Origin of the sequence: Saccharopolyspora galaxeae, assembly GCF_016526145.1 — a bacterium.
In the GTDB taxonomy this organism is placed as follows: domain Bacteria; phylum Actinomycetota; class Actinomycetes; order Mycobacteriales; family Pseudonocardiaceae; genus Saccharopolyspora_C; species Saccharopolyspora_C galaxeae.
On sequence record NZ_JADDUE010000009.1, the window covers coordinates 1 to 12,695 of the forward strand.

Consider the following 12,695-nt stretch of genomic DNA (forward strand, 5'->3'; position numbering starts at 1 on the left):
CTGCAACACCGCCTGCGACGCGAAGTTCTCCGACGCGATCATCTCCAGCGTGTTCTGCTGCCGCGACAACTCAGCGCCGACCGCGGCCGCCACCTCCGGATCCACCGCCGACAGCGAATCGTTGAACAGGTCCGGTGCGGACATCGCATTGCCTCCTGTGCTCGATGTGGGCCCTGCACGTGGGCTCTGAATGTGCTCGATGGGCTCTGAATGGTGATGTGGGCCGTGCCGGATGCGGGCCGCGCTGCCCTCCGGCCGGCGTGGGCGTGCGGGCATCTCGCCCGCGGGTGGTCAGTTCGACCGTCGGTAGAACGGCAGCTCGACGACCTGCACGTCGATGCTCCTGCCGCGGATGTCGATCTTCAGCTCGGTGCCGGGCGCGCTGTGCGCGCGGTCCACGTAAGCCATCCCGATCGGATGTCCCAGCGTGGGCGACGGCGCACCGCTGGTCACCTCGCCGACCTCGGCACCCGCGGCGTCCAGCACCGGGTACCCGTGCCGCGGCGCGCGGCGCGCATCGGTGCTGAGCCCGACCAGGGTGCGTTCGGTGGGCTCCTCGGCGACGCGGGCCAGCGCGGCCTTGCCGACGAAGTCACCCGGCTTGTCCAGCTTCACCACCCGCCCGAGGTTCGCGTGGAACGGGGTGAGGCCGGTGGAGAGCTCGTGGCCGTGCAGCGGCATCCCCGCCTCCAACCGCAAGGTGTCCCGGCAGGACAGCCCGGCAGGGGCCAGCTCGTGCTGCTGCCCGGACTCGGCCAGCGCGTGCCAGACCGCCGGGGCGTCGGCGGGTGAGGTGAACAGCTCGAAGCCGTCCTCACCGGTGTAGCCGGTGCGCGCCAGCATCACCTGCGCGCCCGCGACCGTGCTGCGGTAGCCGGCGAAGTACTTGACCGTGGACAGGTCCGTGTCGGTCAGCGGCGCGAGGATCTCGACGGCCTTCGGGCCCTGTACCGCGATCAGCGCGTAGTCCGCGGAAACGTCCTCGTACGCGGCGTCGAAGCCCTGCACGCGCCGTTCCAGCTCGGCGGAGACCACGTCGGCGTTCGCGGCGTTGGCGACCACCAGGTATTCCTGCTCGGCCAGCCGGTAGACGATCAGGTCGTCGAGCACGCCGCCGTCGGCGTCGCAGAGCATCGTGTAGCGGGCACGCCCGGCCGTTATGCCGGATGCCTTCGCCACCAGCGCGTAGTCCAGCGCCTCGGCGGCCTGCGGGCCGCTGATCCGGATCTCGCCCATGTGCGAGAGGTCGAACAGGCCCGCGGTGTTGCGCACCGCTTGGTGCTCGGCGGTGTCACCGGAGTAGCGCACCGGCATCTGCCAGCCCGCGAACTCGGTGAAGTGGGCGCCTAGCGCTCGGTGCACCTCGTGGAGAGGTGTCTGACGCGCGGAGGGCGGCGACGACGTCATGGTGCGGAACTCCTCCTCATCGGCACCGATCACGTCCGAGGACCGGCTGCGGCCACTTCCAGCGGAAACCATAGCCCCAGCGGAAGCTGCAGCTCGAGCACCTCGGCGGCGACGGGCGCGGTGGGCGCCGGCCGGCCTCCCCGGAGTCATTAGCCTGAGAGTTTCGCCGCGCTCGTGCGGCTTGCACCGTGGGCGAGGGATGCGGATCCCTGCTTTTCTCCGTGATCGCCTGCTGTCGTGCGGTGCGGGGCCTGAGAGTTTGGTGGGGAGGATTGCTCCTTCGGCGCTCCACGGCCGCATACCAGGGGCTCCTGGTGGGGGGAGTCTCTCCCGCACGACGTCGTCGGCGGCTGTTCAGTTGGGCTTTCGGTTGCTGGCTGACGCTACGGAGATCACGTTTCGCAGTCAACCGAACGTGAGCCCTGTCCCGTCACGAATAGTGTTCTTCGGATTCGCTGCGTAGCGGTGTCGGTGGCTTGCACGGTCGGCTGCTCGGCGGCTGCGCCGCCGGCGAGGCGAAGATCGAAAATTCAGTATTAATGATCAATCACGACGTGTTCGCTGCGACCAGCTCGAACTGCGCGCGCAGACCATCCACCAGCGCTCGCAGCGCCAGCTCGAAGCTGTCGTCGTCGATCTCCGCGGCGTGCTCGCGCAGCTTGTGCGCCTGCCGCAGGTGCGGGAACCGGTCGTCGTAGATCTCGGCGTCGTCCGGGAACCCGCCCGCGAACGAGCCCATGGCGGAGCCGACCACCAGGTACTTCGTGGAGGCCCCGATCATGGTGGCGTAGCGCGGCGGCCAGCCCGCGCTGGTCAGCCCGCCGTGCACGGCGTCGGCGCGGCTGAGCGAGGTCTCCCGCCGGGCCGGTCCCGAGGCCATGAACGGCACCAGGTTCGGATGCGCGGCCAGCGCGGCCCGGTAGGAGCGGGCCCAGCGCAGCAGCCCGGTGGTCCAGTCGGTGCCGAAACCGCTGGTGTCCACGCTGGCCATCACGCCGTTGGCGATCTCGTGCAGCAGCGCGTCCTTGGTGGCGACGTGGTTGTACAGCGAGGCGGCGCGCACGCCGAGCGCGTCGGCGAGGCGGCGCATGGACAGCGCTTCGAGGCCGTGCGAGTCGATGATCTCCAGCCCGCAGGTGCGGATGCGTTCGGAGGTCAGCAGCGGGCTCTTCGGCCGTCCCATCCGCGCTTCCCCCTGTTCGACGCTCCGCTCCGGGGTCTTCCCGGCACCGACAGTGTCCGGTGCTGCGCTCTTGCCGCAGCGCTCGGGGTGGTCCTAGAGTCCAAAACTAACGACGTTAGTTGCCGGGTGTCCACTTCTCGCGGGAGCGCCCGGCGCGTCCGGCGAGGAGGCCGCCGATGGTCAACGACGACAGTTCGATTGCGCAGCCGACGACGCTGTCCCTGGCGTCCGTGCTCGCCGAGCCGGCCCGCCTGCGGCCGTCGGCGACCGCGGTCATCGAGGGCGACCAGCACGTCGGCTACGGGCAGCTGTGGGAGCAGGTCCGCGCGCACGCCGCAGCGCTGCGCGGACGGGGAGTGCAGCCCGGCGACCGGGTCGCGATCGTCGCACCCAACGTCATCGACTTCGTGCGCGCCTACTACGCCGTGCTCACCGCGGGCGCCGTCGTGGTGCCGGTGCCGCTGCTGCTGGTGCCGGACGAAGCGGCGCACCTGCTGCGCGACTCGGGCGCCAAGCTCGTCATCGGGCACACCTCGCAGCGCGCGCTGGCGGAGGAGTCCGCGCGCCGCGTCGGCGTCCCGGTGCTGACCGTCGGCCCCGGCGGCGATCCGGAGGCCTCGCCGGAAACCACCTCACTGACCGAACTGGCCGCGGCCGCCGAACCGGTGGCGTCCTTCGCGACCCGCGCCCCCGAGGACCCGGCGGTCATCTTCTACACCAGCGGAACCACGGGACGCCCCAAGGGCGCCGTGCTCACGCACCTCAACCTGGTCATGAACGCCGTGGTGAACGCCTTCGACGCGAACGACACCCGGCGCGACGACAAGGTGCTCGGCTGCCTGCCGCTGTTCCACGTGTTCGGCCAGACCGTCTCGCTGAACACCACGTTCCGCGCCGGTGCCGCGCTGGTGCTGCAACCCAAGTTCGACCCCGGCGAAGCTCTCGAGCTGATCCGGCGGCACGAAGTCACCCAGCTCAACGGAGTGCCGACGATGTACATCCGGATGCTGGAAGCCGCCGGGCCGGAAACAGCGCTGCCCAGCCTGCGGCTGTGCGTCTCCGGCGGCGCCGCGCTGCCGGTTGCGGTGCTGGAGAACTTCGAGCGGCGCTTCGGCGCGTCCATCCACGAGGGCTACGGGCTGTCCGAGACCTCGCCGACCGCCACCGTGAACCAGCCGGCGTTCGGCGCGCGCGCCGGAACCGTGGGGCACCCGCTGTGGGGCGTCGACGCCGAGGTCGCCGACCCGGACGTCGACGACCGCATCGAGCTGCTGCCCACCGGCCAGACCGGCGAGATCGTCATCCGCGGCCACAACGTGTTCGCCGGCTACCTCGGCGACCCCGCGGCCACCCGCGCCGCGGTGGTCGACGGCTGGTTCCGCACCGGCGACATGGGCCGCAAGGACGCCGACGGCTACCTGTCCATCGTGGACCGCAAGAAGGACCTGATCATCCGCAACGGCTACAACATCTACCCGCGCGAGGTGGAGGAGCTGCTGATCCGGCACCCGGCCGTCGCGCAGTGCGCGGTGATCGGCCTGCCCGACCCCGAACGCGGCGAGGAGATCTGCGCGGTCGTGGTCCCCGAACCGGGCGAGCTCGCCGACGATTCGCTGTCCGGGGCGATCCGGGCGTGGGCCGCCGAGCAGACCGCGCACCACAAGTACCCGCGCCGCGTCGTGTTCGTCGACGAACTGCCGCTCGGTCCCAGCCACAAGGTCCTCAAGCGCGAACTGCGCGAGCAGCTCACCGAGACGAACACCGCCGCTCGCGGCTGAGCCCGGGCCGGATTCGGAAAGGAACAGCACTGATGGTCGACTTTTCGCTCACCGAGGAAGAGCGGGACATCCGCGACTGGGTGCGCACCTTCGTGCAGCGCGAACTCATGCCGCTGGAGCAGGAGGTGCTGCGCCGCGAGCGCAACCACGAGCGCGGGCTGACCAAGCAAGAGCTCGGGCAGCTGCGGCAGAAGGCCCGCGACGCCGGATTCTGGGGCGTGCAGACCCCGGAGGAGTACGGCGGGATGGGGCTTTCCGCGGTGCTGACCGCGCTGATCGAGATCGAGCTCGGCCGCACGTTCGTGCCGTTCAGCTTCGGCGGCTACGCCGACAACATCCTCTACCACGCCAACGAGGACCAGCAGCGGCGCTACCTGCTGCCCACCATCGAAGGCGAGCGCAAGTCCTGCTTCGCGATCACCGAACCCGGCGCCGGATCGGACGCGAAGGACATCCGCACCACCGCCCGCAAGGAGGGCTCGGAGTGGGTGATCGACGGCGAGAAGACGTTCATCACCGGCGGCATCGACGCCGACTTCACGATGGTCTTCGCCGTCACCGACAAGGACAAGGGCGCCGACGGCGGAGTCACCTGCTTCCTCGCCGACCGGGACGCGGGCTGGAAGTCCGAGCCGATCGAGATCATGGGCGAGTGGGACCGGCAGCCCGCCGCGCTGCAGTTCGACGGCGTGCGGGTGCCGGAGGAGAACGTGCTCGGCGAGGTCGGCGGCGGCTTCAAGCTCGCCATGCAGTGGATCGGCCGCGGCCGGTACCTGCTGCCCGCCCGCGCGCTCGGCGGCTGCGAACGCATGATGGAGATGTCCATGGATTACGCGCGCAGCAGGAAGACCTTCGGCGCGCCGATCGCCGATCGCCAGGCCATCCAGTGGATGATCGCCGACTCCGCGGTGGAGATCGAATCGCTGCGCTGGCTGGTGCTGCAGGCCGCGTGGCAGTCCGACCAGGGCATGGACTCGCGGCACGCGCAGAGCATCGCCAAGCTCTACGGCGGCACCCGCGCCAACGAGATCGTGGACCGGATGATGCAGATCCACGGCGGCATGGGCTACACCCGCGAACTGCCCATCGAGCGCTGGTACCGCGACATCCGGCTGCTGCGCATCTTCGAGGGAACCGACGAGATCCAGCGCCGCACCATCGCCCGCAACCTGCTCAAGGGGCACTCATCGGTCAGCGGTGTGCTCGGCTAGGAGCGTTCGCGGGGCTGCAGGGCTCGATCGGGTGCCCGAAATGCCGGTACCCTGTGGGTAACCGTGCCCGAACGGTCCGAGTGGGAGCGACCATGTCTCTGTTCAAGAAGGTGACCGACTTCGCCAAGAGCCCGCAGGGCAAGAAGGCGATCGACCAGGCCAAGCGCTACGCGTCCGACCCCAAGAACAAGGCGAAGATCGACCAGGTCAAGAACCGCTTCATGGGCAAGGGCAAGAGCCAGTGACCTGAGCCCGCAAGCGACGGCCCCCGGCGAAGTCCGGGGGCCGTTCTCTCGCCCGGGAAATGAGCGGCAGCGCGTGGTAGTAGGCGGTTGGCGTGGTGACGATGGTTCTGAGGTTGAACGAGGTGCACGAGCACCCGCCGCGCGAGGCCGCCGAGCGGGAAGACCGCGAGGAGCTGCGCGCCCGTGAAGTTCGCCGGTTCCTGGACGAGGACGCGGAGCTGCTGGGATCGCTCGCCGATTGGTGATCAACGGGCTGTGCCCGCGCCGCTGCGCGAAGTAGGCTTCGGCTCCGGTGGACCCCGACGGCGAAGGCGGTGCGATGGGCCGGGCGTACGTGGTGGGCACGTTCGACACCAAGGGTGCGGAGTTGCGGTACGTGGCCGGTCTGGCCGCGGCCGTCGGTGTCCAGGTCGGCACCGTCGACCTGAGCACCTCCGGCGATCCCGCCGACCACCCGGACGACGTGGACGTCTCCGCCACCGAGGTCGCGGCCGCGCACCCGCGCGGAGCCGGCGCCGTGTTCACCGGCGACCGCGGTTCCGCCGTCGCGGCGATGGCCGAGGCGTTCGAGCACTGGCTGACCGCCCGCGACGACGTCGCCGGTGTGCTGGGGCTGGGTGGCTCCGGGGGCACGGCGCTGATCACCCCGGCGATGCGCGCGCTGCCGGTCGGGGTGCCGAAGCTGATGGTCTCCACCGTGGCCGCGGGCGACGTGTCCGGCTACGTCGACGCCTCGGACATCGCGATGTTCCCGTCGGTCACCGACGTGGCCGGGCTGAACCGGATCTCCCGGCGGGTGCTGGGCAACGCCGCGCACGCGCTCGCAGGCGCGGTCCGCGACCCCGTCCCACCGGCCGATGACCTGCCCGCGGTGGCGCTGTCGATGTTCGGCGTGACCACGCCGTGCGTGACCGCGACCGCGCGCGGGCTCGGTGCCGGGTTCGACCCGCTGGTGTTCCACTCCACCGGAACCGGTGGCCGGGCGATGGAGAAGCTGGTCGACGACGGGCTGATCGCGACCGTCCTGGACATCACCACCACCGAGGTCTGCGACCTGATCGCCGGGGGAGTGATGAGCGCGGGCGAGCAGCGCCTGGACGCCATCGCCCGCACCGGCGTGCCCTACGTCGGCTCCTGCGGCGCACTGGACATGGTCAACTTCGGTGCCTTCGACACCGTCCCCGAGCAGTACCGCGAGCGGCACCTCTACCGGCACAACCCGCAGGTCACGCTGATGCGCACCACCGCGGACGAATGCCGCCGCATCGGTGAGTTCCTGGCCGCGAAGCTCAACGCCTGCTCCGGTCCGGTGCGCTTCCTGCTGCCCGAAGGCGGGCTGTCGGTGCTGGACGCGTCCGGCCAGCCCTTCCACGACCCCGCGGCCGACGAGGTGCTGTTCGAGACGCTGGAGAACGAGGTCCGGCAGCACGCCGACCGGCAGGTGCTGCGGCTGCCGCACAACATCAACGACACCGAGTTCGTCGACGCGCTGCTGCGGGAGTTCCACGCCGTGCGGGAAGCGGGCAGTCCTGCAGCAGCGGTTGGGCAGCCAGCGGGCAGGCAGACAGGAGGGCGGGAATGACGCAGTTCGACCGGGCGGCCCTGCGCCGCCGGTTCCGCGACATGGCCGAGCACGGCGAGCCGATCATCGGCGGCGGCGCGGGCACCGGCCTGTCCGCCAAGTGCGAGGAATCCGGCGGGATCGACCTGATCGTGCTGTACAACTCCGGGCGCTACCGGATGGCCGGACGCGGTTCGCTGGCCGGGCTGCTGGCCTACGGCAACGCCAACGACATCGTCGTGGAGATGGCGAGCGAGGTGCTGCCGGTGGTGCGCCGCACGCCGGTGCTGGCCGGGGTGAACGGCACCGACCCGTTCCTGCGGACCGGGCCGTTCCTGGCGAAGCTGCGCGAACTCGGGTTCGCCGGGATCCAGAACTTCCCCACGGTCGGGCTCATCGACGGCAACTTCCGGGCCAACCTGGAGGAGACCGGGATGAGCTTCCGCCAGGAGGTCGAGCTGATCGCCGAGGCGCACGAGGCGGACCTGTTCACCACGCCGTACGTGTTCTCCGCCGCCGACGCGCGCGCGATGACCCGCGCCGGTGCGGACATCATCGTCTGCCACATGGGCCTGACCACCGGCGGTTCGATCGGCGCGGAGACCGCGAACGACCTGGACGGCTGCGTGAACCTGATCGACGAGTGGTCCGCGGCCGCCGCCGAAGTGCGCGAGGACGTGCTGGTGCTGTGCCACGGCGGCCCGATCGCCACGCCGGACGACGCGGCCTACGTGCTCGGCCGCACCAAGCGCTGCCACGGCTTCTACGGCGCCAGCAGCATGGAGCGCCTGCCGGTCGAGCAGGCGCTCACCGAGCGGACCCGCGAGTTCAAGAACCTCAAGCGGTGAACCCGGCTAGAACGAGGAGGAATCTGCGATGGCGCGTGCCTACGCGAGTGCGGTGATCCCGGCCCCGGCCGAACAGGTCTGGGAGCTGGTGCGCGAGTTCAACGGGTTGCCGGACTGGCACCCGGCGATCGCCAGCAGCGAGATCGAGAGCGGCCGGTCGGCAGGCGAGATCGGCGCTGTGCGGCTGCTCGGCCTCCCCGACGGCGGCGGCGCGATCCGGGAGCGGCTGGTGGCGCTGGACGACACGGCCCGCTCCTACACCTACGACATGATCGAAGGCCCGTTCCCGATCCGCACCTACCGCAGCACCATCACGGTCTTCCCGATCACCGCAACGGGGCAGGCGTTCGTCGAGTGGTTCGGCGACTACGACGCCGAGGCTGCCGAGGAGAGCAAGCTCGAGCAGACCTTCGGCGGCGGTGTGTACGCGGCGGGTCTCAAGGCACTCGTGGAGCGCTTCTCCTGAAGACTGCCGGGGAAGTGCCGGCGAGCGGCTTCGCCGCTTCAAGATGAAGAACCGAGTCTTGCCGCGCACGGCTCAACGGGTGAACGGACCGCTCGACCGGCCAGGACCGGGCGAGCGGTCCGCTTGCTGCGCGCCCGGCGAGGTCGTGACCGGCCCGTTCCGCGGACCGGGACGGATGGCGCCGAAGTGCCACGCGGGTTAGGCGCCGAGGGGTAGCAGCGGCCGGTTAGAGTCTGCGCGTGCCAAGCAGCCAGACTTCCCCCGATCGAGGCGAAAACGCCGAGTCCGCAGCAACTCTGAGTGATCAGTTTGGTTCCGCAGGCGGCGTCGTGGTCACCGGCGGCTCCGGTTTCGTCGGCCGGGCCGTGGTGCGGGCCTTCGTCGAACGCGGCACCCCGGTCACCGTCGCCGACGAGCAGCCGCTGCCCGCGTCGCTGCGCGGCGACCTCGTCCGGCACGTCGCGGGCGATCTCACCGACCCGCAGGTGCGGGAAGCTGCCGTGCCGGAAGGCACCGCGGGCATCGTGCACCTGGCCGCGATCACCTCGGTGCTGCGCTCGGTGGACCGGCCCGACGAGACCTACCGCGCCAACGTCGAGGTCACCCACGAACTGCTGGAGCTGGCGCGGCGGCGGCACGCCGGGCAGTTCGTGCTGGCCTCCACCAACGCGGTCGTCGGCGACATCGGCCGCGGCACCATCTCCGAACAGTTGCCGCTGCAGCCCCTCACGCCCTACGGCGCCACCAAGGCCGCCTGCGAGATGCTGCTGTCCGGCTACGCGGGCGCTTACGGCATCGCCACCACCGCGCTGCGGTTCACCAACATCTACGGCCCCGGCATGAACCACAAGGACAGCTTCATCCCGCGGCTGATGCGCGCCGCGCTGTCCGGCGGCGGCGTGGAGGTCTACGGCGACGGCGCGCAGAGCCGCGACTTCGTGCACGTCGACGACGTGGTGCAGGGAATCCTCGCGGCGTGGGACAAGCAGTACACCGGTCCCGCGATCATCGGCTCCGGGCGGTCCATCTCGGTGCTCGAACTGATCGAGGCGGTCCGCGCCGCCACCGGCGAACCGCTGCCGATCACCCACGTGCCCGCCAAGAACGGTGAAATGCCCGCGGTGATCGTGGACGTCGCCAAGGCCGGTCGGGAACTGGGCTACACCCCGTCCGTCGAGCTCACCGACGGCCTGCGGACCGTGTGGGAGGACTTCCGCGCGGTCGCCGCCGAGGCGCCGTGATCGCGGCGCTGGGGCGCAGTCTCCGCAAGCACTGGCTGCTCGTGCTGCTGGTGCTGTGCGGAGCCGTGCTGCGCGTCCTGGCGCAGCTGGCCTACCAGCCGGCACTGCTCTACATCGACTCGTTCCGCTACCTCGACGACCTCGGCATCTTCTACCCGGGCGGGATCAACCCCATCGGTTACGGGCTGCTGCTGCTCGGCCCGCTGCTGCTGGTGGGGAACCTGGCGTTCGTGGCCGCGGTGCAGCACCTGATCGGCCTCGCGCTCGGCGTCGCGAGCTACGCGCTGCTGGTGCGCTTCGGCGCGCGGTACTGGATCGCCGCGCTGGCGACCGCGCCGGTGCTGCTGGACGCCTACCAGGTGCAGATCGAGCACAACATCATGTCCGACGTGCTGTTCCAGGTCATGCTGCTGGCGGCGATCCTGGTGCTGACCTGGCGCGGAGCACCCGGGCCGCGCACCGCCGCGATCGGCGGGCTGCTGCTGGCGGTGTCGGTGCTGGTGCGCATCGTCGGGCTGACGCTGGTGCTTCCGGCCGTGGTGTTCGTGCTGCTGGCCGCGGGGATCCGGCCGCGGGACGGCTGGCGGCGGCGGTTGCGCTCGGCAGGCGCGCTGGCCGGGGCCTTCGCCGGTGCGCTGTTCCTCTACGCGATGTACCACATGATCTGGACCGGCGTGCCCGCGCTGGGCGGCTCGACCGGCAGCGTCGTCTATGGGCGCACCGCCGTCGTCGCGCAGTGCGGCGAACTCGACCTCACGCCGCAGGAAGAACTGGTCTGCCCGCGCGACCCGGTCGAAGCGCGCAAGGCGACCGGCATCGACTTCTACATCCACCGCTACCACACCCCGCAGGGCAAGAACACGTTGCCGCCGGGCGTCGATGTGGAGGCGGCGCAGAGCGGCATGGCCCGCAAGGTGCTGCTGCACCAGCCGTTCGACGTCGTCGGCGGAGTGCTGGAGGACTTCTTCAAGGGATTCGCGCCGACCCGAACCCAAAGCCCCGGCGACGTGCCGCTGGACCGCTGGCAGTTCAAGACCGAATACCCGCTGTACGCCGACGCCTGGTACGTCACCGAGTGGACCGAGCTCTACGGCGACGGCACCTACTCGGTCGATCCCGGCATCGCCGGATTCCTGCGCTCCTACCAGCTCGGCGGCGGCTACACGCCGGGCACCGCGCTCGGCGGGATGCTCGCCGTCTCGGCGCTGGCCGTGCTCGGCGTCGGCCGAGCCCGCCGCAGCGGGATGCGCGCGGTCGTACTGCTGCCCGCAGGGCTGGCGACCACCGTGCTGGGCACCGCCGCGGCCATGGAATTCTCCTGGCGCTACCAGCTGCCCGGCCTGGTGCTGCTGCCGCTGTCGGCCGGGCTCGCCGTGACCGCGATCATCGGGCGGCGGCCCGGCGCGCCACCGCTGCCTTATTTGAGACCGCCCACCCCGAAGGAGACGAAGATGTCCACGACCTGTCCCGACGAGGTCGACCGGGCAGCCATGGACGGCTACGCCGAGCGCTACGGCGACCGCCGGTTAGCACCCGTGGTCGTGCTGATCGCGGCCTACAACGAGCAGGAAGCGCTGGGCCCGGTGCTCGACGGCATCCCGGCGAACAGCTGCGGATTGGACGTCGACGCCCTCGTCGTCGTGGACGGGGCCACCGACGACACCGCCGAGGTCGCGCTGCGCCACGGCGCGCAGACCTGCGTCGCCCCCGAGAACCGCGGGCAGGGCGCTGCGCTGCGCCTCGGCTACCGGTTGGCCGCCGAGCGCGGCGCGCGCTACGTGATCACCACAGACGCCGACGGCCAGTACGACATCACCGAGCTGCCGGACCTGCTGCAGCCGCTGGTCGACGACCGCGCGGACTTCGTCACCGGTTCGCGGCGCCTCGGCCGCACCGAGAGCACCGACCTGGTGCGCCGCGCCGGGACCTACGTGTTCGCCTGGATGGTCAGCGCGATGACCAGGCAGCGGATCACCGACACCTCGTTCGGCTTCCGCGCGATGAAGGTGCAGGTGCCGAACTCGGTGCGGCTGGAACAGCAGCAGTACCAGTCCTCCGAGCTGCTGGTCGGCGTGCTCGCCCGCGGTTACCGGGTGCTGGAGCGGCCGATGACGATGCTGGCCCGCACCGCGGGCGAGAGCAAGAAGGGCAACAACGTGCTCTACGGCTACCGCTACGCCAAGGTCGTCATCGGCACCTGGCTGCGCGAACGCCGCGCCCCGGTCGCGGCAACGGCCCCGGAGCCGGTCAGCGAGCCCGTTGCGGCCGCGAGCGAGCGGTGAAGATGAACCGGTCGATGATCAGGAACTTCACCACGAACATCACCAGGTAGGTCGCCGCGTACGCACCCCACACGACCGCGACCCGCGGGGCGTGGTCGTGCGGGAACGCCCCGAGCGCCAGCCGCTCGGCACCGCTGGTGGCGAGCGCGGCCAGCAGCGCGGTTCCCACCGACATCACCGCGTAGCGGGTGATCTCCCCGCGCAGCGCCGCGCGCCCGCCGCCGCCCCAGGTGCGCCGGTTGAGCACGAAGTTCGGCACCGCACCGGCCAGCCATGCCAGCACCGTCGAGAACACCGCCGGGGCGCCCACCGCGTAGGAGCCGACGAACACGACCTGGCTGATCCCGGTCGCCACGACCGACGCGGCCGCGAACCGGCTCACCAGCTGCCAGTAGCGGCCGCGCCGCTCCCGCCCGGTCATTCCGGAGGGTTCCGTGGTTTCCGCGGCCTGCATTTTCCCGTCCTTCCCAGAC

The 12,695-nt window shown here is 70.8% G+C and carries 12 protein-coding genes, 1 pseudogene and 2 riboswitches; of the genes and pseudogenes, 9 read left to right on the forward strand and 4 right to left on the reverse strand.

Annotated elements, in window-relative coordinates; translation table 11 throughout:
• From INP57_RS20215 to INP57_RS20225, 3 genes and pseudogenes are all read right to left on the reverse strand, one after another.
• Nucleotides 1–144 (reverse strand): annotated as a pseudogene (locus INP57_RS20215) (serine hydroxymethyltransferase); the annotation flags it as partial.
• A gap of 147 nt (nucleotides 145–291) precedes the next feature.
• Entirely contained in the window at nucleotides 292–1,407 is a 1,116-nt protein-coding gene (gene gcvT, locus INP57_RS20220; RefSeq protein ID WP_200071864.1) for a glycine cleavage system aminomethyltransferase GcvT, read from the reverse strand.
• Nucleotides 1,408–1,540: 133 nt separating this feature from the next.
• Nucleotides 1,541–1,637, reverse strand: a riboswitch (glycine riboswitch).
• Nucleotides 1,638–1,750, reverse strand: a riboswitch (glycine riboswitch). It abuts the riboswitch before it with no gap.
• A gap of 204 nt (nucleotides 1,751–1,954) precedes the next feature.
• Nucleotides 1,955–2,590: a TetR/AcrR family transcriptional regulator gene (locus INP57_RS20225; protein ID WP_200071865.1), complete on the reverse strand. Its 636-nt coding sequence runs from the start codon at nucleotides 2,588–2,590 to the stop codon at nucleotides 1,955–1,957.
• Between the two features lie 176 nt (nucleotides 2,591–2,766).
• Here INP57_RS20225 and INP57_RS20230 point away from each other — a divergent pair, with 176 nt between their 5' ends.
• The 9 genes from INP57_RS20230 to INP57_RS20270 all read left to right on the forward strand — a co-directional run bounded on the left by INP57_RS20230 (nucleotide 2,767) and on the right by INP57_RS20270 (nucleotide 12,222).
• Nucleotides 2,767–4,368: a long-chain-fatty-acid--CoA ligase gene (locus tag INP57_RS20230; RefSeq protein ID WP_200071866.1), complete on the forward strand. Its 1,602-nt coding sequence runs from the start codon at nucleotides 2,767–2,769 to the stop codon at nucleotides 4,366–4,368.
• 32 nt (nucleotides 4,369–4,400) lie between these two features.
• Nucleotides 4,401–5,579, forward strand: coding sequence for an acyl-CoA dehydrogenase family protein (locus tag INP57_RS20235; RefSeq protein ID WP_200071867.1), 1,179 nt, complete (start codon nucleotides 4,401–4,403; stop codon nucleotides 5,577–5,579).
• A 92-nt stretch (nucleotides 5,580–5,671) separates the two neighbouring features.
• Entirely contained in the window at nucleotides 5,672–5,824 is a 153-nt protein-coding gene (locus INP57_RS20240; RefSeq protein WP_200071868.1) for a hypothetical protein, read from the forward strand.
• Between the two features lie 101 nt (nucleotides 5,825–5,925).
• Complete coding sequence (locus tag INP57_RS20245) at nucleotides 5,926–6,069, forward strand: hypothetical protein (protein ID WP_200071869.1); 144 nt, start codon at nucleotides 5,926–5,928, stop codon at nucleotides 6,067–6,069.
• Nucleotides 6,070–6,143: 74 nt separating this feature from the next.
• Entirely contained in the window at nucleotides 6,144–7,406 is a 1,263-nt protein-coding gene (locus INP57_RS20250) for a Tm-1-like ATP-binding domain-containing protein (protein WP_200072121.1), read from the forward strand.
• Nucleotides 7,403–8,233, forward strand: coding sequence for a phosphoenolpyruvate hydrolase family protein (locus INP57_RS20255; protein ID WP_200071870.1), 831 nt, complete (start codon nucleotides 7,403–7,405; stop codon nucleotides 8,231–8,233). The genes INP57_RS20250 and INP57_RS20255 overlap by 4 nt, the downstream gene beginning before the upstream one ends.
• Before the next feature lie 28 nt (nucleotides 8,234–8,261).
• Entirely contained in the window at nucleotides 8,262–8,699 is a 438-nt protein-coding gene (locus INP57_RS20260) for an SRPBCC family protein (protein WP_200071871.1), read from the forward strand.
• Between the two features lie 329 nt (nucleotides 8,700–9,028).
• Nucleotides 9,029–9,940, forward strand: a complete 912-nt coding sequence (locus INP57_RS20265; RefSeq protein WP_200071872.1) for an NAD-dependent epimerase/dehydratase family protein — start codon at nucleotides 9,029–9,031, stop codon at nucleotides 9,938–9,940.
• Complete coding sequence (locus INP57_RS20270) at nucleotides 9,937–12,222, forward strand: glycosyltransferase family 2 protein (protein WP_307850186.1); 2,286 nt, start codon at nucleotides 9,937–9,939, stop codon at nucleotides 12,220–12,222. The genes INP57_RS20265 and INP57_RS20270 overlap by 4 nt, the downstream gene beginning before the upstream one ends.
• On the opposite strand, the gene INP57_RS20275 is transcribed toward INP57_RS20270, so the two are convergent.
• Nucleotides 12,188–12,676, reverse strand: coding sequence for a GtrA family protein (locus INP57_RS20275; RefSeq protein ID WP_233627963.1), 489 nt, complete (start codon nucleotides 12,674–12,676; stop codon nucleotides 12,188–12,190). The genes INP57_RS20270 and INP57_RS20275 overlap by 35 nt on opposite strands.
• Nucleotides 12,677–12,695 lie beyond the last annotated feature (19 nt).

What these genes read in the sequence shown, in the direction of transcription:
- gcvT (WP_200071864.1), bottom strand. Translation starts at nt 1,407, where the DNA reads ATGACGTCGTCGCCGCCCTCCGCGCGTCAGACACCTCTCCACGAGGTG.
- INP57_RS20225 (WP_200071865.1), bottom strand. Translation starts at nt 2,590, where the DNA reads ATGGGACGGCCGAAGAGCCCGCTGCTGACCTCCGAACGCATCCGCACC.
- INP57_RS20230 (WP_200071866.1), top strand. Translation starts at nt 2,767, where the DNA reads ATGGTCAACGACGACAGTTCGATTGCGCAGCCGACGACGCTGTCCCTG.
- INP57_RS20235 (WP_200071867.1), top strand. Translation starts at nt 4,401, where the DNA reads ATGGTCGACTTTTCGCTCACCGAGGAAGAGCGGGACATCCGCGACTGG.
- INP57_RS20240 (WP_200071868.1), top strand. Translation starts at nt 5,672, where the DNA reads ATGTCTCTGTTCAAGAAGGTGACCGACTTCGCCAAGAGCCCGCAGGGC.
- INP57_RS20245 (WP_200071869.1), top strand. Translation starts at nt 5,926, where the DNA reads ATGGTTCTGAGGTTGAACGAGGTGCACGAGCACCCGCCGCGCGAGGCC.
- INP57_RS20250 (WP_200072121.1), top strand. Translation starts at nt 6,144, where the DNA reads ATGGGCCGGGCGTACGTGGTGGGCACGTTCGACACCAAGGGTGCGGAG.
- INP57_RS20255 (WP_200071870.1), top strand. Translation starts at nt 7,403, where the DNA reads ATGACGCAGTTCGACCGGGCGGCCCTGCGCCGCCGGTTCCGCGACATG.
- INP57_RS20260 (WP_200071871.1), top strand. Translation starts at nt 8,262, where the DNA reads ATGGCGCGTGCCTACGCGAGTGCGGTGATCCCGGCCCCGGCCGAACAG.
- INP57_RS20275 (WP_233627963.1), bottom strand. Translation starts at nt 12,676, where the DNA reads ATGCAGGCCGCGGAAACCACGGAACCCTCCGGAATGACCGGGCGGGAG.